This is a genomic window from Micromonospora ureilytica (genome assembly GCF_015751765.1).
Classification (GTDB): Bacteria; Actinomycetota; Actinomycetes; order Mycobacteriales; family Micromonosporaceae; genus Micromonospora; species Micromonospora ureilytica.
The window spans coordinates 3075037-3099867 of the sequence record NZ_JADOTX010000001.1 but is presented as its reverse complement, the minus strand read 5'-3'; the positions used below and the strand labels follow the sequence as shown (position 1 = coordinate 3099867).

At 72.5% G+C, this 24831-nt stretch carries 21 protein-coding genes; 15 read left to right on the top strand and 6 right to left on the bottom strand.

What is annotated here, in order from left to right:
- The 3 genes from secF (at position 1) to IW248_RS13825 (ending at position 4562) form a co-directional block, all read left to right on the top strand.
- Positions 1 to 1197 carry a protein translocase subunit SecF gene (gene secF / locus IW248_RS13835; RefSeq protein ID WP_196927309.1) on the top strand — a complete coding sequence of 399 codons (1197 nt, stop codon included), beginning with the start codon at positions 1 to 3 and terminating at the stop codon, positions 1195 to 1197.
- 78 nt (positions 1198 to 1275) lie between these two features.
- Positions 1276 to 1842 (top strand): adenine phosphoribosyltransferase, encoded by a 567-nt coding sequence (locus IW248_RS13830; RefSeq protein ID WP_196927308.1) that lies wholly within the window; start codon positions 1276 to 1278, stop codon positions 1840 to 1842.
- A gap of 197 nt (positions 1843 to 2039) precedes the next feature.
- Positions 2040 to 4562, top strand: coding sequence for a RelA/SpoT family protein (locus tag IW248_RS13825; protein ID WP_124823027.1), 2523 nt, complete (start codon positions 2040 to 2042; stop codon positions 4560 to 4562).
- A gap of 94 nt (positions 4563 to 4656) precedes the next feature.
- On the opposite strand, the gene IW248_RS13820 is transcribed toward IW248_RS13825, so the two are convergent.
- Both IW248_RS13820 and IW248_RS13815 read right to left on the bottom strand, forming a co-directional pair.
- The gene (locus IW248_RS13820) at positions 4657 to 5499 is read right to left on the bottom strand and encodes a peptidylprolyl isomerase (protein ID WP_196927307.1); all 843 of its coding nucleotides are present in this window, start codon (positions 5497 to 5499) and stop codon (positions 4657 to 4659) included.
- Between the two features lie 58 nt (positions 5500 to 5557).
- Positions 5558 to 6442, bottom strand: a complete 885-nt coding sequence (locus tag IW248_RS13815) for a peptidylprolyl isomerase (RefSeq protein WP_196927306.1) — start codon at positions 6440 to 6442, stop codon at positions 5558 to 5560.
- A 271-nt stretch (positions 6443 to 6713) separates the two neighbouring features.
- On the opposite strand from IW248_RS13815, the gene IW248_RS13810 reads away from it, so the two are divergent.
- From IW248_RS13810 to IW248_RS13800, 3 genes are all read left to right on the top strand, one after another.
- Positions 6714 to 7424 carry an MBL fold metallo-hydrolase gene (locus IW248_RS13810; RefSeq protein WP_124823030.1) on the top strand — a complete coding sequence of 237 codons (711 nt, stop codon included), beginning with the start codon at positions 6714 to 6716 and terminating at the stop codon, positions 7422 to 7424.
- A 72-nt stretch (positions 7425 to 7496) separates the two neighbouring features.
- Positions 7497 to 8825 carry a histidine--tRNA ligase gene (gene hisS, locus IW248_RS13805; protein ID WP_196927305.1) on the top strand — a complete coding sequence of 443 codons (1329 nt, stop codon included), beginning with the start codon at positions 7497 to 7499 and terminating at the stop codon, positions 8823 to 8825.
- A 70-nt stretch (positions 8826 to 8895) separates the two neighbouring features.
- Complete coding sequence (locus IW248_RS13800; RefSeq protein WP_196927304.1) at positions 8896 to 9837, top strand: acyl-ACP desaturase; 942 nt, start codon at positions 8896 to 8898, stop codon at positions 9835 to 9837.
- Between the two features lie 151 nt (positions 9838 to 9988).
- Here the strand turns inward: IW248_RS13800 and IW248_RS13795 are convergent, their stop codons facing one another.
- Positions 9989 to 10495 (bottom strand): PaaI family thioesterase, encoded by a 507-nt coding sequence (locus IW248_RS13795; protein WP_196927303.1) that lies wholly within the window; start codon positions 10493 to 10495, stop codon positions 9989 to 9991.
- 55 nt (positions 10496 to 10550) lie between these two features.
- On the opposite strand from IW248_RS13795, the gene IW248_RS13790 reads away from it, so the two are divergent.
- Together IW248_RS13790 and IW248_RS13785 are read left to right on the top strand one after the other, a co-directional pair.
- Positions 10551 to 11027, top strand: a complete 477-nt coding sequence (locus tag IW248_RS13790) for a winged helix-turn-helix transcriptional regulator (protein ID WP_196927302.1) — start codon at positions 10551 to 10553, stop codon at positions 11025 to 11027.
- Between the two features lie 301 nt (positions 11028 to 11328).
- Positions 11329 to 12375, top strand: a complete 1047-nt coding sequence (locus IW248_RS13785; RefSeq protein WP_196927301.1) for a S1 family peptidase — start codon at positions 11329 to 11331, stop codon at positions 12373 to 12375.
- A 96-nt stretch (positions 12376 to 12471) separates the two neighbouring features.
- Here the strand turns inward: IW248_RS13785 and IW248_RS13780 are convergent, their stop codons facing one another.
- Positions 12472 to 13095 (bottom strand): DUF998 domain-containing protein, encoded by a 624-nt coding sequence (locus IW248_RS13780; protein ID WP_196927300.1) that lies wholly within the window; start codon positions 13093 to 13095, stop codon positions 12472 to 12474.
- 94 nt (positions 13096 to 13189) lie between these two features.
- Positions 13190 to 13924, bottom strand: a complete 735-nt coding sequence (locus tag IW248_RS13775; protein WP_196927299.1) for a DUF998 domain-containing protein — start codon at positions 13922 to 13924, stop codon at positions 13190 to 13192.
- A gap of 154 nt (positions 13925 to 14078) precedes the next feature.
- Here IW248_RS13775 and aspS point away from each other — a divergent pair, with 154 nt between their 5' ends.
- From aspS to IW248_RS13755, 4 genes are all read left to right on the top strand, one after another.
- On the top strand, positions 14079 to 15884 hold the full coding sequence (gene aspS / locus IW248_RS13770; protein ID WP_196927298.1) for an aspartate--tRNA ligase: 1806 nt from the start codon (positions 14079 to 14081) through the stop codon (positions 15882 to 15884).
- Between the two features lie 103 nt (positions 15885 to 15987).
- The gene (locus IW248_RS13765) at positions 15988 to 16800 is read left to right on the top strand and encodes an SDR family oxidoreductase (protein ID WP_196927297.1); all 813 of its coding nucleotides are present in this window, start codon (positions 15988 to 15990) and stop codon (positions 16798 to 16800) included.
- 65 nt (positions 16801 to 16865) lie between these two features.
- Positions 16866 to 17474 carry a winged helix-turn-helix domain-containing protein gene (locus tag IW248_RS13760; RefSeq protein WP_196927296.1) on the top strand — a complete coding sequence of 203 codons (609 nt, stop codon included), beginning with the start codon at positions 16866 to 16868 and terminating at the stop codon, positions 17472 to 17474.
- Entirely contained in the window at positions 17471 to 18766 is a 1296-nt protein-coding gene (locus IW248_RS13755; RefSeq protein WP_196927295.1) for an MFS transporter, read from the top strand. The genes IW248_RS13760 and IW248_RS13755 overlap by 4 nt, the downstream gene beginning before the upstream one ends.
- 4 nt (positions 18767 to 18770) lie before the next feature.
- On the opposite strand, the gene IW248_RS13750 is transcribed toward IW248_RS13755, so the two are convergent.
- Complete coding sequence (locus IW248_RS13750) at positions 18771 to 19511, bottom strand: GNAT family N-acetyltransferase (protein WP_196927294.1); 741 nt, start codon at positions 19509 to 19511, stop codon at positions 18771 to 18773.
- A 140-nt stretch (positions 19512 to 19651) separates the two neighbouring features.
- Here IW248_RS13750 and IW248_RS13745 point away from each other — a divergent pair, with 140 nt between their 5' ends.
- From IW248_RS13745 to IW248_RS13735, 3 genes are all read left to right on the top strand, one after another.
- Complete coding sequence (locus IW248_RS13745) at positions 19652 to 19873, top strand: hypothetical protein (RefSeq protein WP_196927293.1); 222 nt, start codon at positions 19652 to 19654, stop codon at positions 19871 to 19873.
- A 74-nt stretch (positions 19874 to 19947) separates the two neighbouring features.
- Positions 19948 to 21486 (top strand): replication-associated recombination protein A, encoded by a 1539-nt coding sequence (locus IW248_RS13740; protein WP_196927292.1) that lies wholly within the window; start codon positions 19948 to 19950, stop codon positions 21484 to 21486.
- A 2516-nt stretch (positions 21487 to 24002) separates the two neighbouring features.
- A complete protein-coding gene (locus IW248_RS13735; RefSeq protein ID WP_196930186.1) occupies positions 24003 to 24701 on the top strand; it encodes a hypothetical protein in 699 nt (232 codons plus the stop codon).
- The last annotated feature ends 130 nt before the right edge of the window (positions 24702 to 24831 follow it).

Genomic DNA, 24831 nt, shown 5'->3' with positions numbered 1-24831 from the left:
ATGGCTGAAAACGGTCTGGCGAGCCGCCTCTACAACGGCGAGGCCGGTCTCAACATCGTCGGCCGGCGCAAGCTCTGGTTCGGCGTCGCCGGGGTCCTGGTCCTGATCGCGATCCTCAGCTTCTCGATCCGTGGGTTCAGCCTGGGCATCGAGTTTGCCGGCGGTAACTCGTTCCAGGTGCCGGCAAGCGTCGGCACCCTGGACGACGCCGAGCGGGAGGTCAACTCGGCCCTCGCCGCCGAGAACACCGGCGTCACGGTGGCCACCACGCAGAAGGTCGGCGGCACGGGCGGCGACTCCTACGAGCTGCGCACGCCGCAGCTCACCGTCGAGCAGGCCAACGCGGTCAAGGCCCAGATCGCCGAGGACCTCGGCATCAACGCCGACCAGATCAGCAGCAACCAGGTCAGTGAGGCCTGGGGCAGCCAGGTGACCGAGCGGGCGGTGCTCGGTCTGGTCATCTTCATCGCGCTGGTGATGGTCTACCTGATCCTGCGCTTCGAGTGGCGGATGGCCGTGGCTGCGGTCGCCTCGCTGATCACGAACCTGATCCTCACCGCCGGCATCTACTCGCTTGTCGGCTTCGAGGTCACCCCGTCGACGATCATCGGCTTCCTGACGATCCTGGGCTTCGCGCTCTACGACGTGGTGGTGGTCTTCGACAAGGTCCAGGAGAACACCCGGGGCATCACCGCCAACAACAACCAGACGTACGCCGAGGCGTCCAACCTGGCCGTCAACCAGAGCCTGATGCGGTCGTTGAACACCTCGGTGGTCGCCCTGCTGCCGGTAGGCGGTCTGCTCTTCATCGGTGCCGGCCTGCTCGGCGCCGGCACGCTGAAGGACCTCGGTCTGGTGCTGTTCGTCGGTATGGCTGTGGCGTTCCTGACCTCCATCCTGGTGGCCACCCCGCTGCTGGCGCTGCTGAAGAACTACGACCCGCGGATCCAGGCGCACAACAAGCGCGTCCTGACCCGGCGGGGCGCGGTCAGCCGCGGCGAGGTCACCGGTAAGGGTGCCGCCGGTCCGGTGGACCAGGCCGACGCGACCGACGAGCCGGTCGACCAGGACGCCGCCGCGTTGGCCGGTGCCGCCCCCAAGGTGGGCGCTCGCCCGGCGGGCAAGCGGGCCACCGGCGCCCGGGGCGGTCGCCCGGGTGGCGGCGGCAACCGGCCGGGTGGCGCCAAGCGGCGCTGACCCGACAGGAAACACCCGAACGGCGTCCGGCATGCTGTTGCCGGACGCCGTTCGTCGTCGAAGGAGAGCGAAACAGCCGTGACGGAGACGCACAGCACCGCAGCGCGCGGGGACAGTGGCCCGGAGGTCGCCCGACTGGTTGCCAGCCGGGTGCTGGACGTGCCCGACTTTCCCAAGCCCGGCGTCCTGTTCAAGGACCTGATGCCACTGTTCGCCGACGGCAAGGTCTTCCGTGAGGTGATCGACGAGGTCATCGCGTACCACGGGCGGGACAGCTTCGACGTGGTGGTCGGCATCGAGGCGCGTGGGTTCGTCGTCGCGGCGGCCATCGCGTACGCGACCGGGGTGGGCGTGGTGCCGGTGCGCAAGGCCGGCAAGCTGCCCCGCCCGGCGCACTCGGTCTCCTACGCGCTGGAGTACGGCGAGGCCACCCTGGAAGTGCACGAGGACGCCTTCACCGCCGGGCACCGGGTGCTGGTGGTCGACGACGTGCTGGCCACCGGTGGCACCGCCGAGGCGACACTGGACCTGGTCGAGCGGGCCGGCGGCACCGTCACCGGCTTCACCGTGCTGCTGGAGCTCGGTTTCCTGGGCGGGCGTGAGCGACTGGCACCACGTCCCGTACACGCCCTGCTGACCGTTTGAGCCGGTCGAGACTCTGTTGACCGTTTGATCCCCGACCCGTCGGACGGACCCGGCGCCGACCGTCCGGCGGAGCGGCAGGGGACCGTCCGTGCGGGTAGCATTGCCCTTTGCTGACGCCGGCGGTAACCCGTCCGGCGGGCGAGACCAGGTCGGCCGATGTTCGGTCGGCGTGTTTCCGGCGAGCGGTGAGGAGGCCGGTGTCCCACGATGTCGTCCCTCCGGCGGAGGGCACGGTGCACCCGACAGGCGACGCTGACGGCTCGGTGACCGACCGGACAGGCGACGCGCCGGCCCGGGTGACGGGCACCGGCAACGGCTCCGGCAGGGCCTCCGGCGAGAGCGCGGTGCGTCCGACCAGCGGCCCGCCGAGTGCCGAGGCGTCCCCCGGCGCCGATGGCGTCGTGGTGCCGTTCCCGACCGACGCCGGTGTCGACCCGTCACCAAGCGGTGGCTTCGGGCTGTCCAACGCGCCCACCGGTCGGCGGGTCAGGGCCCGGTTGGCCCGGTTCAACGCGCCCTGGCAGACCTCTCAGGTCAGCGAGGTGCTGGAGCCGCTCATCGCGAGCCACCGGGACAACCACCCCAAGGCGGACGCCCGGCTGCTCCAGCGCGCCTTCGACACGGCCGCCCGGTGGCACTCCGGGCAGTACCGCAAGTCCGGCGACCCCTACATCACCCACCCGCTCGCGGTGGCGACGATCCTCGGCAACCTGGGGATGGACACCACCACGCTCGTCGCCGCGCTGCTGCACGACACCATCGAGGACACCGAGTACACCCTCGACCAGATGCGTGCCGACTTCGGTGGTGAGGTCGCCCTGCTGGTCGACGGCGTCACCAAGCTCGACAAGGTCAAGCTGGGCGACGCGGCCAAGGCCGAGACGATCCGCAAGATGGTCGTGGCCATGGCCAAGGACCCGCGGGTGTTGGTGATCAAGCTGGCCGACCGGCTGCACAACATGCGTACCCTGACCTTCCTGCCCCGCCCCAAGCAGGAGCAGAAGGCCAAGGAGACGCTGGAGATCCTGGCGCCCCTCGCGCACCGGCTCGGTATGAACACGATCAAGTGGGAGCTGGAGGATCTGTCCTTCGGCACGCTGTTCCCGAAGCGCTACGAGGAGATCAACCGGCTGATCGGGGAGCACCAGCCGCAGCGCGAGTCGCTGTTGCGGCAGGTGACGCAGAAGGTCGGCACCGACCTGAAGGCCGCCAAGATCAAGGCGGAGACCACCGGGCGGCCGAAGCACCTCTACTCGATCTACCAGAAGATGATCGTGCGGGGTCGCGACTTCAACGACATCTACGACCTGGTCGGCGTGCGCATCCTGGTCGACACGGTTCGCGACTGCTACGCGGCGCTGGGCGTCATCCACGCCAACTGGCAGCCGGTGCCGGGTCGGTTCAAGGACTACATCGCGATGCCCAAGTTCAACATGTACCAGTCGTTGCACACGACTGTCATCGGGCCCACCGGCAAGCCGGTGGAGATGCAGATCCGCACGTACGCGATGCACCGCACCGCCGAGTTCGGCATCGCCGCGCACTGGAAGTACAAGGAGCACAAGGGCACCCAGATCGTCGGCCCGCCCGCGCACATCGACGAGATGACCTGGCTGCGGCAGCTGCTCGACTGGCAGCGCGAGGCGGCCGACCCGAGCGAGTTCCTGGACGCGCTGCGCTTCGACCTGTCCAGCCAGGAGGTGTACGTCTTCACCCCGAAGGGTGACGTCATCCCGCTGCCGACCGGGTCGACGCCTGTGGACTTCTCGTACGCGGTGCACACCGAGGTGGGGCACAAGTGCATCGGGGCACGGGTCAACGGCAAGCTGGTGCCTCTGGAGTCGACGCTGTCCAACGGCGACGTGATCGAGATCTTCACGTCGAAGTCCGAGACGGCCGGCCCGACGCAAGACTGGCTGGGCTTCGTCAAGAGCCCCCGCGCACGGACGAAGATCCGGCAGTACTTCAACAAGGAGCGGCGCGAGGAGGCGATCGAGGCCGGCAAGGACGCGATCGTCAAGGCGATGCGCAAGCAGGGCATGCCGTTGCAGCGGATGCTCACCTCCGACGCGCTGATGTCGATCGCCCGCGACCTGCACCTGGCCGACGTGGCCTCGCTCTACGCCGCGGTCGGCGACAGCCAGGTCTCCGCGCAGTCGGTGGTGCAGAAGCTGATGGCCGCGTACGGCGGCGAGGAGGGCGCGGCGGAGGACATCGCCGAGACCGCCGTCGCCACCCGGCCGCCGCGCAGCCGGCAGAGCAGCGCCGACCCGGGCGTGGTGGTCCGGGGCGTCAGTGACGTCTGGATCAAGCTGGCTCGCTGCTGCACCCCGGTCCCACCGGACTCGGTGTTCGGCTTCGTCACCCGCTCCGGCGGGGTGAGCGTGCACCGTGACGACTGCGCCAACGCCGAGGACCTGCGGGCGCAGAGCGAGCGGGTCGTCGAGGTGAGTTGGAAGCTCACCTCCGCCTCGACGTTCCTGGTGGCCATCCAGGTCGAGGCCCTCGACCGGCACAAGCTGCTGGCCGACGTCACCCGGGTGCTCTCCGAGGAGCGGGTCAACATCCTCTCCGCCACCGTCACCACCACCCGCGACCGGGTGGCGGTGAGCCGGTTCAGCTTCGAGATGGCCGACCCGAAGCACCTGGGCCACCTGCTGGCCACGGTCCGCAAGGTCGACGGCGTCTTCGACGCCTACCGGGTCACCTCCGGCGCCTGACGCCCACCTGATCGGTCGCGGGGCTCGACGCGTACCCCGGAAACGACAGCGCCCGCCGGCTCAGCCGGCGGGCGCTTCGTCGTGCGCGCGGGGGTCAGCCCTGCGGGTTGCTCATCGTGAGGTCCTTGATGATGACCTCCTTCTTCGGGTGGCCGCCGCCGGCCTGCTGGGCGAACGCGCCGTCGTCGCCGGCCTTGGCCACGTCCTTGACGAGGTCCAGACCGCCGGTGATGGAGCCCAGCACCGTGTAGGCCGGGTCCAGCGGCGAGTCGCCGTAGACGATGAAGAACTGGCTGCCGGTGCTGCCCGGCTGGCCGGAGTTGGCCATCGCGATGACACCCTCCGGGTACGGCGGGCGCTTGTCGGTGGGCAGGTTCTCCTCGGGCAGGCGGTAGCTCGGGCCGCCCTGACCGTCGGTGGGGCGCCAGCCGTTGCCGGTGGCGCTGGGGTCACCGCACTGCAACACCTTGATGCCCTCGGTCACGAGGCGGTGGCACTTGGTGTTGTCGAAGAAGTTCTTCTCCGCGAGGTGGGTGAAGCTGCCCGCCGTGCACGGCACCAGCGACCGGTCGACCTTGGCGGTGATCGGGCCGAGGTTCGTGTCGATCGTCATGGTCTGCACGCCGGTGCCGGACTGCTGGTTGCTCGGCACCCCGACGTCCTTGATCTGCGGGGGCCGCTGCTCAGTGGGCAGCGCGTTGTACACGCACTCGGACGCGCCGGGCGCCGCGGTGGTGGTGCCGGACTTGTCGTCGTCGCCGCCGAGGCTCACCGCCAGCCAGACGGTGCCGGCGACCACGAGCACCAGTGCGGCACCCGCGCTGATGATCGCCGTCGTCTGCCGGCGCTTGCGGGCCTTGGCCGCGCGCTCGGCCATCTCCTTCTCGAGCCGGGCGCGTCGTGCCGCCGCTTGCTGCCGCTCTCTGGTGGACGTCACGCCTGGATCCTCCTGGCTATCTGCTGCTGGGTGCCGAGTAATTGGGTGGGGCGACCGGTCAGCCGGCGCTCGGGCTGCTGGCCGGGGTGCCGGAGGCCGACGGCGCCGGTGCCGCACCGGTGGCCGGCTCACCGACTGTGAGGCTCTGGATCGTCACATCGGTGTTGGGCTTGACCTTCGCCCCGGTCCCATTGTCCACGGTCGGGAGGGCGCCGATCTTCTCCACCACGTCCAGCCCGCCGGTCACCCGGCCGATGACCGGGTACTTCGGGTCGGCGGTGGTGAAGTCCTTGAAGAACATCAGGAACTGGCTGCCGTTGCTGCCCGGTGGGTTGGAGATCATCGCCACCGTGCCCTTCGGGTACGTGGGCGGCTGGCCGGGGGCCGGGCTGGCCGACGGTGAGGCCGACGGCACGGTCGGCACCTCCTCGTCGTAGAACGAGTAGGTCGGCCCACCGAGACCCGTGCCGCTGGGGTCGCCGCAGCGCAGCGCGCCCTCGGCGGTGATCTCGTGGCACTTGGTGTTGTCGTAGAACGACCGGCTGGCCAGGTGGGCGATGCTCGCCGCCGCGCACGGGGAGTTGGTCAGGTTCAGTTCCGCGGTGATCGGTGCACCCTGGTTGGTGGTCACGGTCATCGCGCGGGTGCCGTCGGTGGGCAGATCCTTGGTGGCCGGCGTGCCGACGTCCTTGAGGTTGGTGTTGGCCGTCGCGTCCTGCGGCGTCCAGAGGCAGGTGTCCGCCGCGGCCGTGTTCTGCTTCGGGTCGGAGTCGAACGCCCCGAGCCCCCAGGCCGAGCCGGCCACGACCAGCACGAGGATCAGGGCGGCACCAACTCCGGCCTGGATCTGCCGTCGGCGCCGCGTGGAGGCGGCCCGACGAGCCAACTGCCGGTCGAGCTTGGCCCGCGCCAGTTTGCGCTGCCGGTCCCTGCTGGAAGCCACAGGTGCTCCCCTTTCCTCTACCTGGTCGTCGCCGGCGGCCGGTCGCCCCGGCCCGTCCGGGCGTCACGTGTGCCGCGCCTCACGCCCGCCAGAGTGTACGGCTAGTGACTGGGAATGTGGTGTACGAGGTCCACCCCATCCCGAGCAGCGCTTATCGGAGGTTGTCACTGTGCCCCACGGGGCGCGCGGGACGGACGCGACAAACTCGCTCGGCGCGCCCGATAGGCTGCTGTGCAAGGACGACAGCTGCTCGACGGAAAGGACAGCGCCCGTGCTCGTGGCCGGCTTTCCCGCGGACGCCTTCGGCACCAACTGCTACGTGGTTGCCACCGCGCCGGGGGAGCAGTGCGTGGTGGTCGACCCCGGCATCGGGGTGCTCGACCAGCTCGACGCGCTGCTCGCCGAGCACCGCCTGCATCCGGCCGCCGTGCTGCTCACCCACGGCCACCTCGACCACACCTTCTCGGTCGCGCCGGTCTGCGGCGCGCGCGGCATCACCGCGTACGTGCACCCCGGTGACCGGGAGATGCTGGCCGACCCGTCCAAGGGCCTCTCGACCGACCTGACGTCGCTCTTCGGCGGCCGGCTGAGCTACACCGAGCCCGACGACGTGGCGGAGCTGACCGACGGCGCCACCCTCACGCTCGCCGGCCTGGAGATCGCCGTCGACCATGCCCCGGGCCATACCGGCGGGTCGGTGCTGTTCCGGCTGCCGGGCGCCGGGTCGAGCTGGGAGGCCGACGAGCTGTGCCTCTCCGGCGACGTCCTCTTCGCCGGGTCGATCGGTCGCACCGACCTGCCGGGCGGCAGCATGTCGGCCATGCTCACCAGCCTGCGCGACAAGATCCTTCCGCTGGCCGACGACACCGTCGTGCTGCCCGGCCACGGCCCCGGCACCACCATCGGCCGCGAGCGCGCCAGCAACCCGTACCTCATCGAGGTGGCTGGCACGTCGCCGGCCGCTCCCACCCGGGGCCTCTAGATCTTCGTCCGCGCCACGCGCGGACCCACGACACCACCGCGCCGCGGGCGCGGAACCGCAAGGAGTACGCCGATGAGCAAGCCCACGCCCATCTCCGGCTTCCCGGAGTGGACCCCCGGCCAGCGGATGATCGAGCAGTTCGTGCTCGACAAGATCCGGGCCACCTTCGAGCTGTACGGCTTCGCGCCGCTGGAGACCCGCGCCGTGGAGCCGCTGGACCAGCTGCTGCGCAAGGGCGAGACCTCGAAGGAGGTCTACGTGATCCGGCGACTGCACGCCGACGCCGAGGGCGCCGGCACGGACGATCAGCTCGGCCTGCACTTCGACCTGACCGTGCCGTTCGCCCGGTACGTGCTGGAGAACGCCGGCAAGCTGAGCTTCCCGTTCCGCCGCTACCAGATCCAGAAGGTGTGGCGGGGTGAGCGGCCGCAGGAGGGCCGCTACCGGGAGTTCGTCCAGGCCGACATCGACATCGTCGACCGGGACACCCTGGCCGCGCACCACGAGGCCGAGATGCCCCTGGTGATCGGGGACGCGCTGCGCTCGTTGCCGATCCCGCCGGTGACGATCCAGGTCAACAACCGCAAGATCTCCGAGGGTTTCTACCGGGGCATCGGGCTGACCGACCCGGAGACGGTGCTGCGCGCCGTGGACAAGCTCGACAAGATCGGCCCGGCCAAGGTGGCCGAGCTGCTGGCGCAGACCGCGGGTGCGAGCGAGGCGCAGGCCAAGGCGTGCCTGGCGCTGGCCGAGATCTCCGCCCCGGACGCGTCGTTCGCCGACGCCGTGCGGGCGCTCGGGGTGAGCGACCCGCTGCTCGACGAGGGCATCGAGGAGCTGGTCCGGGTGGTGGAAACCGCCGCCGAGCACTCGCCCGGCCTCTGCGTGGCGGACCTGCGCATCGCCCGTGGTCTGGATTACTACACCGGCACCGTCTACGAGACCCAACTGCGCGGCTACGAGCGCTTCGGCTCGATCTGCTCCGGCGGTCGGTACGACAACCTGGCCAGCGCCGGCGCTGTCTCGTACCCCGGGGTGGGGATCTCGATCGGTGTCACCCGGCTGCTCGGGCTGCTCTTCGGCGCGGGGGAGCTGTCGGTCTCGCGTTCGGTGCCCACCTGTGTCCTGGTGGCGTTGGCCGACGAGGAACACCGCCCGACCAGTGACCGGATCGCGGCGGCGCTGCGGCGGCGCGGTATCCCCACCGAGGTCTCGCCGAGCGCGGCGAAGTTCGGCAAGCAGATCCGCTACGCCGAGCGGCGGGGCATCCCGTACGTCTGGTTCCCGGGTGCCGACGGGGCGCCGGACGAGGTGAAGGACATCCGCTCCGGTGAGCAGGTCACGGCCGGTGCCGAGGAGTGGATGCCACCGTCGGCGGACCTCAAGCCGACGGTCGGTTGAGTTCCCCACTGGCGCTGACGGCCACGGGGACCTACGGTAGCGTAAGTTACGCCACCGTAGGGAGTTTCTCGTGACCGTCAGCACCACACTGAGTCAGACCGCGCTGCTCGTCGAGTTGGAGCCGGTTGTCGAACGCAACCTGGACCGCCACCTCTCGCTCGCCAAGGAGTGGTTCCCGCACGAGTACGTGCCGTGGAGCGAAGGGCGCACCTTCGACGGGCCGCTCGGCGGCGAGGCGTGGTCGCCGACCGACTCCACCATCCCGGACGTGGCCCGCACCGCGCTGATCGTGAACCTGCTGACCGAGGACAACCTGCCCTCGTACCACCACGAGATCGCCACCCTGTTCGGTCGCGACGGCGCGTGGGGCACCTGGGTGCACAGGTGGACCGCCGAGGAGGGTCGGCACGGCGTCGCGATCCGCGACTACCTGACCGTCAGCCGGGCGGTCGACCCGGTGGCGTTGGAGCGGGCCCGGATGACGCACATGTCGGAGGGCTACACCAACGCCCACGGCGACGAGGTGCTGCACTCACTGGCGTACGTCTCGTTCCAGGAACTGGCCACCCGAATCTCGCACCGCAACACCGGCAAGGCCACCGGCGACCCCGCCTGCGAGGCGCTGCTGGCCCGGGTGGCCGCCGACGAGAACCTGCACATGGTCTTCTACCGCAACCTGCTCGCGGCCTCGTTCGAGCTGGCCCCGAGCCAGGCCATGCGGGCCGTCGCCGACGTGGTGGCCGACTTCCAGATGCCGGGTAGCGGCATCGAGGGCTTCGCCCGCAAGTCGGTGGCGATCGCCCTGGCCGGCATCTACGACCTGCGCCAGCACCGCGACGACGTGCTGCAGCCGGTCCTGCGCCAGTGGGACGTCTTCAACGTGACAGGCCTCAACGCCGACGGCGAGGCCGCCCGCGAGCAGCTTGCCGCCCAGCTGGAGAACCTGGACCGCGCCGCGAACCGCTTCGAGGAAAAGCGCGACGCCCGAGCCGCCCGCCTAGCCCTCCGCTAAACCCCACCCCCACCCCCACCCCACCCTGACCCCACCCCACCCTGACCATTGTTGATCATGGGGTTGGCGGGTCATTCGATCTTCGAATCGCCCGCCAACCCCATGATCAACTCACTGGGTGGGGGGTTGGTGGGGGGTTGGGGGACGGGGGTTAGGGGAGGGGGAGGAGGAGGCAGGTGCTGGTGGCGTGGGCTATCAGGCGGGCGCTGGCGTCGGTGATGCGGGCCTCGGCCAGGGCCGTGCGGCGGCCGCGTTGCAGCACCGTGCCCTCGCAGCGCAGGGTGCCGCTGTCGACGGTGACCGGGCGGAGGAACTTCACGTTGAGGTCCAGCGAGGTGTAGCCGACGCCGGCGGGCAGGGTGGTGTGCACGGCGCACGCCGCGGCGGTGTCCAGCAGGGTCGAGAGCACGCCACCGTGGACGCTGCCGAGCGGGTTGTAGTGGAACTCCTGCGGGGTCAACTCGACGACGACCCGACCCTCGTCGGCTTCCATCCGGCTCATGTCGAGAAGGTGCATCACCGGCGGCGCGGCCAGTTCGCCGGCGATCATCGCCCGGAGCATGTCGAGGCCGCCACGTTGACCGACCTGGGCGGCGTTGACCGACGGGTCCGCCCAGGAGAAGGTACGGCTGCGCACTGGTTCCTGCGTCTGCGTCATGGACGCAGCCTGGCAGCAGGTTGCTGAGTCTGTCAACGAGATCTAGCCTGGGCGGATGCGACCCGCGGCTCTGGACTGGTCAGTGGAGAACTGCACCATCGCCCGCGCGATGGAGATCCTCGGTGAGCGGTGGACGCTTGTGGTCCTCCGCGAGGTGTTCACCGGCGTACGCCGCTTCGACGACATGCGGGTGCGCACCGGCATTCCGCGTCAGGTGCTGACCAACCGGCTCGCCAGCATGGTGGAGCAGGGCGTGTTGAGTCGCGAACCGTACCGGGAGCCCGGCAGTCGGCTGCGCCACGAGTACCGGCTGACGGAGAAGGGCCTGGATCTGTGGCCGGTCCTGGTCGCCGTCCTCGGATGGGGCGACCGGTATCTCGCCGACGCGGAGGGTCCGCCGCTCAGCGTCACCCACCGCGACTGCGGCGCCGAGGTGCGCGCCGAACTGCGCTGCGTCGACGGGCACGACGTGGGCCGGCCACGTGACGTGGTGCCCAGTCCGGGCCCCGGCGCCCGTCGCCGTACCCCCTGACGCGCGGGGCCCACCCCCGCGCCGTTCCGCCGCCCAGCGCCGGCACGCATCGATGACCGTGCTCGCCCACAGTGGATCGCATCTCGGTTGGGTGTGACGGTGGCTGTTCATCAGCGTGTCAGAGGTGTTGCGGCCAGGTGGCCGATCAAGATCGGTAAATCCGGGCGAATCCAAGCCTTGTCAATGATCTTAAGGATGTGAATACTTCACTCTCATCCGGCCGGTTTCCCCAGATCGGCCGGGTTGCCCTCGGGTCAGCCGCCCCCGGCCAGACCCGCTCCCCCGCCCAGGAGGTTGTTACATGCGACCCACGAGGTCCTCATTCCGTGTTGCGGCTACAGTCGCCGTTTCCGGAACCCTGGTCGTCGGCTCGCTCATCGGCGCGCCCGCTCAGGCCGCTCCCGCCGCGTCGCCCGACACCGCCGCCGCGATCTCCGCGGAACTCGGCGACCGTTCCGCCGGCTCGTACATCGACGCCAGCGGCAAATCCGTCGTCACGGTGACCGACGCGGCCGCTGCCAGCAAGGCGAGCAAGGCCGGCGCCGTCGTCCGCTACGTCACCCGCGGCGCCGCCGAGCTCAACCGGGCCACGGTCGACCTGGAGCGCTCCGCGAAGATTCCAGGCACCGCCTGGTGGAGCGACCCGGTCACCAACCAGGTCGTCGTCTCCGTCGACAGCACCGTCACCGGGGCCAAGCTGGAGCGGGTCAAGGCCGCCGCCGCGCGGGCCAACGGCGCGGTCCGGGTCGAGGCCGAGGCGGGCGTGCTGAGCACCCGGATCTCCGGCGGCCAGGCCATCTACGCCGGCGGCGGCGGGCGTTGCTCGCTCGGCTTCAACGTGCGCAGTGGCAGCACCTACTACTTCCTGACGGCCGGGCACTGCACCAACATCTCGGCCAGCTGGTACTCGAACTCCGCCCAGACCGCGCTGCTCGGCACCCGTACCGGCACCAGCTTCCCGGGCAACGACTACGGCATCGTGCGGCACAACAACTCGGCCAACGCCGCCGGCAACGTCTACCTCTACAACGGCAGCTACCGGGACATCACCGGCGCTGGTAACGCCTCCGTCGGCCAGTCGGTGCAGCGCTCCGGCAGCACCACCGGCCTGCGCGGCGGCACGGTGAACGGGACAAACGCCACTGTGAACTACGCCGAGGGCTCGGTCTCCGGTCTGATCCGCACCAACGTCTGCGCCGAGCCGGGCGACAGCGGCGGCTCGCTGTTCGCCGGCGGCACCGCCCTGGGCATGACCTCCGGTGGTAGCGGCAACTGCCGCACCGGTGGCACGACCTACTTCCAGCCGGTCACCGAGGCGCTCAGCCGCTACGGCGTGAGCGTCTTCTGATCCACGCACCGCTCGCGGGCCGCCGGAACACTCCGGCGGCCCGCGTCGCGTTGACGGCCGCCGAACCCGCCGGCACCGCGCGGCTCGCGGTGGCGGTCAGCCGGTCCCGGACGGTTTCGGCCGCCGCCGGGAGACCAGCACGGCGGCCAGCGGTACGCCCGCCTCGGCCGCCGCCGCCAGCCGCTCCGTCAGCCCGATCCATGTTCCGTCGGTGAAGAACTCGACGCCGAACCAGCCGACCAGCCCGAGGAGGAGCGCCGCCGCCGTGAGCGCCACCCGGCGTACGGGAGCCGGCGGGTGCCGGTGCTCCCGGTCGAGGGACGGCGTCGCTCGACGGGGCACCGCCAGGGCCGGCCAGACGGCCAACGCCCCGAACGCCACACCTGCGGCCACGGCGTGCGTCGTCGAGCCGCCGCCCGGGTTCTGCGGGAACGCGACCAGGACCAGGGTCGCCAGCCCACCCAGCGCGAGCAGCCCTCGGCCCGCAGGCGCGGCGCTGACCAGGCCGAGCGCGGTCGTCAGGTGACAGAGGCCGAGCCCGGCCAGCCCGATCGTCATGATCCAGCGATGGTCCGCACCGGTGGCGGCGAGCGCGCTGATGGTCTGCCGCACCGGGTCGAATCCGTCGGACTGGGCGGCCTGCGCCAGTGTCCAGCCGCCGATGAGGAACAGCGGTGCGCCGCCGGCGGACAGCAGGGCCCAACGGGGAACGGCGGACATCGGGCGATCTTAGCGGGACGACGAGCGGAGTTCCCGGGCCGCGCGCGAACTGACGGTCCGCCGTCGCGGACACCAGAGCAGGCGGGGCGGCGACTCACGGAAGTCGGTCGGGTCGCCCGGGAGCGGGCCCACTCGGTGGGCCGAGAGGATCCGGGGGTACGACGCCGATGGTCGGCAGGTCCGTGCCGACGCGTACGGTGCCGCCGGTCGACCAGGCGAGGTGCGCCTGCCGGGCGGAGACAACCGCCAGTAGGGGCCAGAGGGAGACCGCCACCGCCGTCACCCGCTCGGCCAATCCGGTGCGGGATCCGCTGGTCACCTCGAACGCGCACCAGCCGAAGAGCGCCAGCAGCACGAGCGTGGCGCTCAGCCCCACCGCCCGGCGGAACGCCCAGGGCGGCTCCGGTCGGGTGGGGTGCGCGGTGTCGTGGCCGCGCGGCAGCCGCAGTGCCGAGCCGGCCGGCCAGAGCACCAGGGCGAGGACCGCCACCGTCGCCGCGATGCCGTGGCTGAGCGAGCCGCCGACCGGCGGCCGGGGAAAGGCGACAAGCGCGATGGTGGCCACGCCACCGATCGCGAGCAGGAAGCGGCTGGGCAGCCCGGCCGCGTGCAGGACGGCGGCGACCGACAGGTAACAGCAGCCGAGCAGCACCAGGGCCACCACCATGATCCAGGCATCGGTGGCGTCCTGCCCAGCCAGCTCGCTGATGGTGTCCCGGACCGGGTCGTACCCGACGGGTTGTCGGGCCTGCGCCACTGTCCAACCGGCCACCAGCAGCACGGGCGCCGCCGCCGCCGTGGCGACGGCCCAGTTCGGTACGGGCCGCATTTCGCCACGTTAACCGGCGCGGCTGCCGGGGGAGTCGGGTTCGCCGGTCCACCCCACCAGCGAATCGTGCCGGCCTGCCGGGTGCCCGGAGGCGGGGCGGTCACCCCTGACAGAATGCCGGTGAGGACTGTTCCACGATGAGGAGTTGCCAGCCGTGATCCGTACCCACAATGCCGGAAGCCTGCGCGCCGCGGACGCCGGCTCGACGGTGACGCTCGCCGGCTGGGTTGCCCGCCGCCGTGACCACGGCGGGGTCATCTTCGTCGACCTGCGCGACGGCTCCGGTGTTGTCCAGGTGGTGTTCCGCGAGGAGGACGCGCACGCGCTGCGCAACGAGTTCTGCGTGAAGGTCGTCGGCGAGGTGACCCGCCGGCCGGACGGCAACGAGAACCCGGAGCTGCCCACCGGCGAGGTCGAGGTGACAGCGGTCGAGCTGGAGGTGCTCTCCGAGGCGGCGCCGCTGCCGCTCCCGGTGGACGACCAGGTCGAGGCCGGCGACGACATCCGACTCCGGTACCGCTACCTGGACCTGCGCCGCAGTGGCCCGGCGAACGCGCTGCGGCTGCGCTCGCGCGCCAGCCAGCTCGCCCGGGGCGTGCTGCACGAGCGGGACTTCCTGGAGATCGAGACGCCGACGCTGACCCGCTCGACGCCGGAGGGCGCCCGCGACTTCCTGGTGCCGGTGCGCCTGCAGCCCGGCAGCTGGTATGCGCTGCCGCAGTCGCCGCAGCTGTTCAAGCAGCTACTGATGGTCGGCGGCATGGAGCGGTACTACCAGATCGCCCGCTGCTACCGCGACGAGGACTTCCGCGCCGACCGGCAGCCGGAGTTCACCCAGCTCGACATCGAGATGTCGTTCGTCACCGAGGACGACGTGATCGACCTTGGCGAGGCGATCGTCTCGTCACTCTGGAAGGACCTGGCCGGGCACGAGATCACCCGACCGATCCCGCGGATCACCTGGCACGACGCGATGGCCCGGTACGGCTCGGACAAGCCGGACCTGCGCTACGGCGTCGAGCTGACCGAGCTGACCGAGTACCTGCGCGGCACCGAGTTCCGGGTCTTCGCCGGGGCGATCGACGCCGGCGGCTACGTCGGCGCGGTGGTGATGCCGGGCGGCGCGGCGCAGAGCCGCAAGGAGTTGGACGGCTGGCAGGACTGGGCGAAGGCGCGTGGCGCCCGCGGCCTGGCGTACGTGGTGTTGGACGCCGAGACCGGCGAGGCGCGCGGCCCGGTGGCGAAGAACCTCTCCGCCGAGCACCTGGGCGGGCTCGCCGACGCGGTCGGCGCCAAGCCGGGTGACGCGGTCTTCTTCGCGGCGAGCGCCACCACCCGGGAGGCACAGGAGCTGCTCGGGGCGGCCCGCGTCGAGATCGCCAAGCGGTCCGGTCTGATCGACGAGAGCGCCTGGGCGTTCTGCTGGGTGGTCGACGCGCCGATGTTCGAACGCACGGACGAGGGCGGATGGACGGCTGTGCACCACCCGTTCACCTCGCCGAACTCGGAGTGGGTCGACCGGTTCGAGGAGGCTCCGGACCGGGCCCTGGCGTACGCGTACGACATCGTCTGCAACGGCAACGAGATCGGCGGCGGGTCGATCCGTATCCACAGGGGTGACGTGCAGAAGCGGGTCTTCGACCTGCTCGGCATCACTCCCGAGGAGGCGCAGGACAAGTTCGGCTTCCTGCTGGAGGCGTTCAAGTACGGCGCCCCGCCGCACGGCGGCATCGCCTTCGGCTGGGACCGGGTCTGCATGCTGCTCGCCGGTGCCGACTCCATCCGTGAGGTCATCGCCTTCCCGAAGACCCGTGGTGGCTTCGACCCGCTGACCAGCGCCCCCACCCCGATCACCGCCCAGCAGCGCACCGAGGCCGGCATCGACGCCAAGCCCAAGCCAGCGCCCGCCGCCCACGCAGGAACGGCAGGCCCCGCAGCCCCGGTAGCAGACCCAGTCTGACCCCCCTTCGCGCCGTCGATCATGAGGTTGACGGGCCCACGCCTCGGCGTGTCGCTCGTTAACCTCATGATCGACGGCGGCGGTGGTAGGGGAGTGGGCTGGGATGCGGGTGCTTGTTGTCGGGGGTAGTGGGTTACTCGGGCGGTCGGTCTGTCTCCGGGGCGTCGGGGCCGGGTGGTCGGTTGTCGGGACCTTTCACTCCGGTGAGATCGCCGTGCCGGGGGTTGCGGCACGTCGGCTGGACGTGACCGACCGGGCCGCCGTGCGCGCGCTGGTCGCCGAGGTGCGGCCGGACGCCGTGGTCGGCACCCCCTATCGGTACGGGGACTGGGCGGTCACCGCCGACGGTGCCGCCCACGTGGCGCTCGCCGCCGCCGAGGTGGGTGCCCGGCTGGTGCACGTGTCCAGTGACGCGCTGCACGCCGGTCGACAGGTGCCGTACGCCGACGACGAACCACCCACGCCGGTGCACGCGTACGGTGCCGCGAAGGCCGCCGCCGAGACCGCCGTGCGGGCGATCGATCCGGGCGCGGCCGTGGTGCGGACCTCCCTGATCATGGGGGAGGGCAGCAAGCAGATCCAGCTCTGCCGGGACGCGCTCGCCGGCCGGGCCACCCTGTTCAGCGACGAACTGCGCTGCCCGGTCGACGTCGCCGACCTGGCCGACGCCGTGCTGGAATTGGTCGCCTCGTCGTACGCCGGTCTGCTCAACGTGGCCGGCCCGGACGCGGTCAGCCGGGCGGAACTGGGCCTGTTGGTCGCCGAGCGGGATGGCCTGGACCCGACCGGGTTGAAGACCACCACCAGCGCGGCCACCGGCCTGGTCCGCCCCCTCGACGTACGCCTCGACAGCTCTCGCGCCGCCGGCCTGCTGCGGACCCGACTGCGGGGGGTACGCGAACTCCTGGCACCCTGAGAATCATGCACACTTTCTATGCACAACTCTTGTGCATAGAAAGTGTGCAGAGATAGTGTGCGGTCATGGCGAACGATGAAGCGACCCCGCGGCCGGCACCGCGCGAGGTGCGGATCGACAAGCGGCAGGTCCGGGTACTGGCACATCCGCTACGGATGCGGCTGGTGGGCGCCCTGCGTGTGAAGGGGCCCGCCACCGCCACCACCCTCGCGGAACTGCTCGGCACCAACACCGGCGCCACCAGTTACCACCTGCGGCAACTCGCCGAGGTCGGGCTGGTCATCGAGGACCCCGACCGGGGCGGTGGGCGGCAGCGCTGGTGGCAGGCGGCTCACGACGTCACCAACTGGGAGCCGACCGACTTCGACGACGACCCCGACGCACGGGCCGCGATCGAGTGGATCCAGGGCGACCAGGTGCGGCTCCTCGTCGAGACCGCCGAGCGCTGGTTCGCGACCCAGCACGAGTGGTCCCCGGCCTGGCGGGACGGCTTCGGCATGAGCGACATCTTCATGACCATCCCGCCGGCCCGGTTGGAGGAACTCAAGACGGAGATGTGGCAGGTGCTGGAGCGCTACCACCGCGAGGCCGACTCCACCGACGCCGTCGACCCGGAGGCCAAGCCGGTACAGGTGTTCATGGCGGCCTACCCGTTGCGCGAGGGTCTGGCATGAGCGCGCTGACCGTACGTCAGGTCCGGCGTCGTTACCTCACGCTCTACGGTCTGCGTTGGCTGCCCACGGGTCTGATGATCCCGGTGATGATCCTGCTGATGCAGGAGCGCGGCCTGTCGCTGCCGCAGATCGGGCTGGTCGGCACGGCGCAGGGGCTGCTGGTGTTGGCCCTGGAGTTGCCCACCGGCGGGCTCGCCGACGCGCTCGGCCGCCGACCGGTGCTGCTCGCCGCCGGAGTGCTCAACCTCGCCTCGCTGGCGCTGTTCGCGGTGGCCGACTCGTTCTGGCTGTTCTTCGTGGTCTGGGCCCTGCAGGGCGTCTATCGAGCGTTGGACAGCGGCCCGTTGGAGTCCTGGTACGTCGACGCCACCCTGGCCGCCGATCCGGAGGCCGAGTACGAGCGCGGCCTCGGGTACGCCGGCACCGTCGTCGGTGGGGCCATCGGCGCGGGCGCCCTGCTCAGCGGCGGTCTCATCGCGCTCGGCCCGATCGGCCCGGTCACCGCGCTCACGGTGCCCGTGCTGGCCGCCATCGTCGCGCAGGCGGGAGCGCTCGTCGCGCTGGTCGTGCTGCTCGCCGAAGAGCGGCCGGCGAGCGGGGCCGCGGCGCTGCGGGCCTCGGTGGTCCAGGCGCCCCGGATGATCGGCCAGGCCGTCGGGCTGCTGCGCCGCTCCCGGGTGCTGCTGGCGTTGGTGGCCGTCGAACTGTTCTGGGGCTTCGGCATGGTCACCTTCGAGTCGCTCCTGCCGGTCCGGCTTGCCGAGGTGATCGGTAACCCGGAACGCGCGGCGGCGCTGCTCGGGCCGGCGAACTCGGCCGCCTGGATCGCCTCGGCCGCCGGTGCGGCACTGACCCCACTGCTGCTGCGCTGGTTCGGCGCCGCGCCGGGTGCGGCCCTGCTGCGCATCCTCCAGGGCGTGACGGTGGTCGGGATGGGGTTGTTCGCCGGGCCGATCGGCGTGCTGGTGGCCTACCTGGCCTGCTACGCCGTGCACGGCGCGTCCAACCCGTTGCACAGTGGGCTGCTGCACCGGCAGGTCGACGGCCCGTACCGGACCAGCGTGCTCTCGCTGAACTCGATGATGGCGCAGCCGGCCGGCGCGCTCGGTGGGGTGGTGCTGACCGCGCTCGCCGCCGCCACCAGCGTCAGCACCGCGATGGTGGTCGGCGCTGTGGTGTTGGCCGTCGCCGCCCCGCTCTACCTGCCCGCCTGGTTGGCCGGCCGGCGATCCGCCCCCGCCGTCGAGCCGACCGCGGTCCTCGCACCCGCCGAGCGGCAAGCCACCCAGTAGAACATCAGGCGAGGCGGAGCGTGCTGATCGGGTGGATGTTGGTGAAGCCGAGCCGGCGGTAGAGCCGCACCGCCCCGACATTGCTCGGGTAGACGCCGAGCCCGACGGTGTCGTATCGGGCCAGCAGTGCCCGGGTCATTCCGGCGGTCAGCGCCGCACCCAACCCCTGACCCCGCTGGTCGGGGCCGACGGTCAGGCCGGCAAGGAAGCCGATGTCGCCCCGACTGCGGTCCGCGCCGCACGCCACTAGCCGACCGCCGGCCCAGATCCCGTACCAGTCGACCACTCTGGGGTCGCCCGGCCGGGAGGTGGTGCTCGGGAACGCCTCGTCGATCAGCGTCGCCAGCGCCGGGTGATCGGCTTCGGTCAGCCGGACCACCCGTTCCTCGTCCGGCTGGATCGGCGGAGCCGTGCCGGTCCAGTGAAAGTCCCAGTCGGCGTGCTCGACCACCGCCAGTCGCTGCGACACCACGTCGGGCTCCAGCCGCGGCAGGTGCAGTGCCTGCCCGGTGCGCAGCACCCCGTCGGCGGCCAGCGCGACGCAGATCTCCAGCGCCGTTCCGGCCGGGCCGATCGCACCGCCGGCGGGGACGTGCTCGGGCGGCAACAGAAAGAGCACCGCGTCATCGCGTTGGTAGGCGCGCGCGGGCACTCCGTGCCAGAGCATGTGCCGGACGAACGGGTGGTGGCCGGTCACGGCCAGGATGGCGCTCCGGTCCGGGAGCACCTGATCATTGATGATCATGGCAGCCAGCCTAGGAGCCGACTGTCGAACGCCGCCGCCGGGCCGTCGCGGCGTGGCCACCTCCACCGTGGAGATTGGCGAGTCGACCGATTGGGTACATCACGCGCCGACCTACTGGGAACCCCCACCGGAGGACCGACATGCTCGCCATTCTCGCGGCCATCGTTTTTGGCTTTGCCCTGCTGCTCGACCTGCTCGACACCGACTTCGGCGCACCCGACCTGTTCAACTGGAACACCCTCGTGCTCATCGGGTTGCTTCTCCTCTCGCTCTACCTGGGCGGCGTGGGCAGCGGCCCGCGCGGCGGTGGCAGCGGTGGCGGCGGCCGCTGGTACCGGGGCCGTCGCCCCGGGCGTGGCTGACCGGAACCGATCACCGGTGGCGGGCCCGCGGCGCGATTCAGGCGTCGTGGGCCCGGCCCGGTACTGTCTTCGTGATGGAGTCCGACGCCCTCTTCTCCCTCGGTGAACCCGCCGGGTCGCGCAGCGCGCCCGCCGGTCCCGCCGGTGTCGACGGCTTCACCGCGGTGGCCGACGATTCGCCCCTGCCCGTCCGGATGCGCCCGGTGACCCTCGACGAGTTGGTCGGGCAGGAGCACCTGCTCGCTCCCGGCGCACCCCTGCGGCAGCTCGTCTCCGGCGGGGCTCCGATGTCGGTGATCCTCTGGGGCCCGCCGGGCAGCGGCAAGACCACCGTCGCGCACCTGGTGGCCGGGGCGACCGATCGCCGCTTCGTCGCCATGTCGGCGCTCTCCGCAGGTGTGAAGGACGTCCGGGCGGTGATCGAGGCGGCTCGCCGCCAGCGCCGTTCCGGCGGCCCGCAGACAGTGCTCTTCATCGACGAGGTGCACCGGTTCAGCAAGACCCAACAGGATTCGCTGCTCGCCGCCGTCGAGGACCGTACGGTCACCCTGCTGGCGGCGACCACCGAGAACCCGTACTTCTCGGTCATCTCACCGCTGCTGTCGCGGTGCGTGCTGCTCACCCTGCAACCGTTGGACGACGAGGCGGTGCGGGGCCTGCTGCGCCGCGCGGTCGCCGACAAGCGTGGCCTGGACGGCGCACTCGCCCTGACCACCGAGGCCGAGGACCACCTGGTCCGACTGGCCGCCGGTGACGTCCGTAAGGCACTCACCGCCCTGGAGGCGGCGGCGGCCTCCGCCACGGCCCTCGGCAGCGGGCGGATCGACCTCGCCACCGCCGAGCAGGCGGTCGACGTGGCGGCGGTGCGTTACGACCGCGACGGCGACGCCCACTACGACGTGGTCAGCGCCTTCATCAAGAGCATGCGTGGCTCGGACGTGGACGCGGCCGTGCACTGGCTGGCCCGGATGCTGGTCGCCGGTGAGGACGCCCGGTTCATCGCCCGTCGTCTGGTCATCTTCGCCAGCGAGGACGTGGGCATGGCCGATCCCGGGGCGCTGAGCGTCGCGACCGCCGCCGCGCACGCGGTCGAGTACGTCGGGCTGCCCGAGGCGCAGCTCAACCTCGCCCAGGCGGTGATCCACCTGGCCACCGCGCCAAAGTCGAACTCGGCCACCACCGCCATCGGCGCCGCGATCGCCGACGTCCGGGCCGGTCGCGGTGGGTCGGTGCCGCGGGGGCTGCGCGACGCGCACTACTCCGGCGCCCGAGGGTTGGGCCACGGGACCGGCTACCGCTACCCGCACGACGACCAGCGCGGCGTGGTCACCCAGCAGTACGTCCCGGACGACCTGGTCGGCACCGACTACTACCAGCCCAGCCCACACGGCGCGGAGCGGTCGGTGGCCAGTCGGCTGCCGCTGCTACGCCGGATCGTGCGTGGTCTGCCGGCCCCGGCCGCCCGCCCGGAGACGTCGACATCCGAGCCGTCCGTAACGGCGCAGACCGCGCCAGCGCTATCCCCGGGGGCCGTCCGTCCGACGACCGGCAAGGGTGCCCCCGGCACGATGCAGGACAGCGGCACCGACGCCGCAGGAGAGGGTCAACAGTGAGATCGCGTGGTGGGGACCGCCCGGACGACGAGGGCCCGGACGAGCGGCGCGATCCCCGCGCCAAGACCCGCCGTTGGGGTCGCGGCCGGGCGGCTGAGCCCGAGCCGGCGGAGCCGGTCGCCGGCGAGGAGTTCGGCTGGATCGACGACCTACGCTCAGCCAAGGAGCAACGCACCGAGCTGGGCCCGGACGGCGCACCGGCGGAGCCGAACCGGCCCCGCGGGGGCATGCCGCCGGCGGACCCTTCCGGGCCGCCGGCACAGCCCACCCCCCGTTCGCCGGCAGAGCCGGCCGGCGCGCGCGGCAGTGCGCCGGAGTCCTCGACGCCGCCGGCCCCGCGCCAGGGTGACCCGGGTGCCGCCGCCCGTCGGCCGGTCGACGGCCCCTGGCCGGGGGAGACGCCGCCAGTGGGCCGCCGCCCGGATGACCGGCCACCCGCCGGGGGCCCCGGCGCACCCGGGCAGCCGCCGCGCCGCGGCGTGCAACAGGTGCCCGGCGCCCGCGCTGCCGTACCACAGTCGTCACCCCCCGCTCGCCCGGGCGGGGGTGACCCGGCCGGCCCGCAGGGGCCTCGCCCGGCACCGGACGCCCCCGGCGGCCCGGTCCGCGCTCGCGGTGCGGCGGCCCCTCCCGGCCCACCCTCGGGCCCACCGGCCGCGGGCGCCCCGGCCGGTCGTCGCCCGGACGCCGCCGCTGCACCGGGCCGTCGCCCGGACGCCGCTGTTCCGCCGGGCCGTCACCAGGACCCCGCCGCACCCGGTGGGCATGCCGACGCGATGCCGCCGCTGCGCCGTCCGGACGCTGGCCCGCCGGGTCGCCGACCCGGCCCGGAGCAGCCGGTCGAGCCCGGCCGTGCCCGGCCGCCCGCCGACGGCACGCCCGGCGGTCGACGCGCCGCCGGCCCGGCACCCGACCCCGCGCGGGCCGCCGGAGCAGCGGCCGCCCCCGGCCCGGCCCGCTTCGACGGCGCGCCGGCTGGCGTCGTGCCGCCGACCGAGGACGGCCTGCGGCCCGACCCCGCCATCGATCGTGACCCGCGTACCGCCCGGCGTCGCCCGGGACCGGCCGACCCCGGTGCTCCCGAGCCCACCGGGCAGCGCGCCGCCGAGCGGGCCCGTCCGGCAGCCGGCGGGCGTCGCCGCGCCGCGGAACCGGACGAGCCGGTCGTGCCCCGTTCGGGTAACGCCCCACCGGTGCCCCGTTCGGGCAACGCGCCACCCGTGCCCCGCTCGGGCAACGCGTCGTCGGTGCCCGAGGCGACCGGCGCGCACAGCGGCGCACTGCCCACCGTCGGCCCCACCGTCGGCCCCGCCGACGGCACCGGTCGCCGCCGGGTCGTCTCCGACGAGCAGGAACGCCGAACGCCACCCGCTGGCGAACCCCGCCTGGACCGGGACCGCCCGGAGCGGCCCGCGGACTGGCTCCGGCAGGCCGGCCGCCTGCCACACACCGACCCCGGCCTGCCGGTGGTCAACCGTCGAGACGGCAGCCCGCCGGCCGGGGGTCGCCACCCGGCGCCGGCCGCCGGGCCGGGGGACCTCGCCGACCAGGCGTCCGGTCGACTCGCCGTGCCGGACCCGGCCGCCGAGCGCACCGCCGCCCGCCGGCCCGCCGGCCCGCCGGTCGACCCGGGCGCGGACGCACCGACCGGTCGTCGCGCCGTCCGGCCCGACGCGTCGGGATCCACCGGAGAGCAGGCACTGCCCTATCCGCCGGCGCCCGGTGAACGGCCCGCCCGTGGGCGGGGCGCCGCGGCGGTACCCACTCCGGACCCCACCGGTCGGCGCGGCCGTGCCGTGGAGGGGCCCGGCCCGGACGCACCGCCCACCCCGGATCCGGCCGGCCGACGACGTCGCCCACCAGCCGAGCCCGGCCAGGAGGGTACGGCCGGCTCCGGTCGACCCGGGCCGGCCGGCGACCACGGCGACGACCCCTACACCGGTGGGCGACCCGCCGCCGGTCCCGCGGCTCGGGGGGCCGTCCGCTCCGCCCCACCCGGCCGGGCCCGACCCATCCCCGGCGACGCGCCCGCACCCGGCGCCGTGCGCCGTGGCGTTGACGGCCCACCGCGTCCCGGCCCCGGTGTCGAGGCGGCACCCCGGGACGCGACCCGTCCGGACGGCCCGGCTCGTGCGGCGGTGCCGCCGGGTGTGGATGGTCCGCCACGTTCACGTCCGGACGGTCCGGCTCGTGCCGCCGTCCGCCCGCCCGGCGCGCAGCCGCCCACCGACGACCGGGCGGTCGGTGAACCGGGGCCGGCCGGTCCGGCCCGTGGTGGTGCGCCGGTCGGTCGACCCGCGCCGGCCGACCGTGCCGCCGGACGTGCCCTGCCTCCGAATCGGGAGCCCGGTCGTGCCGAGCCGAGCGGTGTCGCGCCCGTGCCGCCGCCCGGACGCGCCGGCGAGCCCGTCGGCGTGGCCCGCGCCGCAGCCGTGGTGCCGTCCGCGTCCGGCCCGGTCGACCGGCCGGCACCGGAGCCCTCCGACGGACCGGCGCTGCGTTCGGCCGGTCAGGACGTGCCGGACGACGACGCCACGCCGGGTGCCCGTTCCGAGGAACGCCGGCAGACCCGTGAACGACGCCGCCTGCGCGCGGCGGTGTTGGTGCTGGTCAGCGTCGTGCTGCTCGGTGCGGTGCCGCTCTTCTTCGGCATCCGGACGCTGAGCCGTGACCCGGTCTTCGACAACCTGGACCAGCTCGGCGTGCCCGGCTGGGCGGCCGCGAAGACTGTCGACGACGTCAGTGGCAGTCGCTGGTGCCTGCTCGACTGCCGGCTGCGTGAACGCACCGTGACCTCGGAGAAGGCGCCCAAGGAGACGGCGCAGGCCTACGAGGACGCGCTGCGCCAGGACGGGTGGCGGCCGTGGAAGGTGAGCCGCTGCCCGGAGCAGCAAACGAAGGGCAGCTACACCTGCTGGCGTCGCGACGAGTTGACCCTCGACCTGTGGGTACGCGAGCCGACCTGCGTGCCGCCGCCGGTCGACGGGGAGCCGGCAGTCGTGCCGTCCGCCGACCCGGCAGCCGACCCGTCCGCCGACCCGTCGGCCGCTGCGACCGAGTGCACCGGCTCGTTGGTGTCGGTGAAGGTGCGCAATGCGATCGACGACGAGCGGACCAGGCCGCAGCCGACCACCGACCCGTCACTGACCGGTGAGGATCCGTTCCCGACGGTCAGTGCGGACCCGCTGGGTGAGCTGACACCCTCACCGTCCTGAGGCGGCCTCCATCACGGACGGTAGGGTCTGGGGCTGGCGGGCACGCCCGCCACCGGTGACTGCCGACGGCTCGGCGACCGGTACGGGTGCCATGGTTGTGCGTTCCGGGGACGTCGGGTCCTGCGGAACT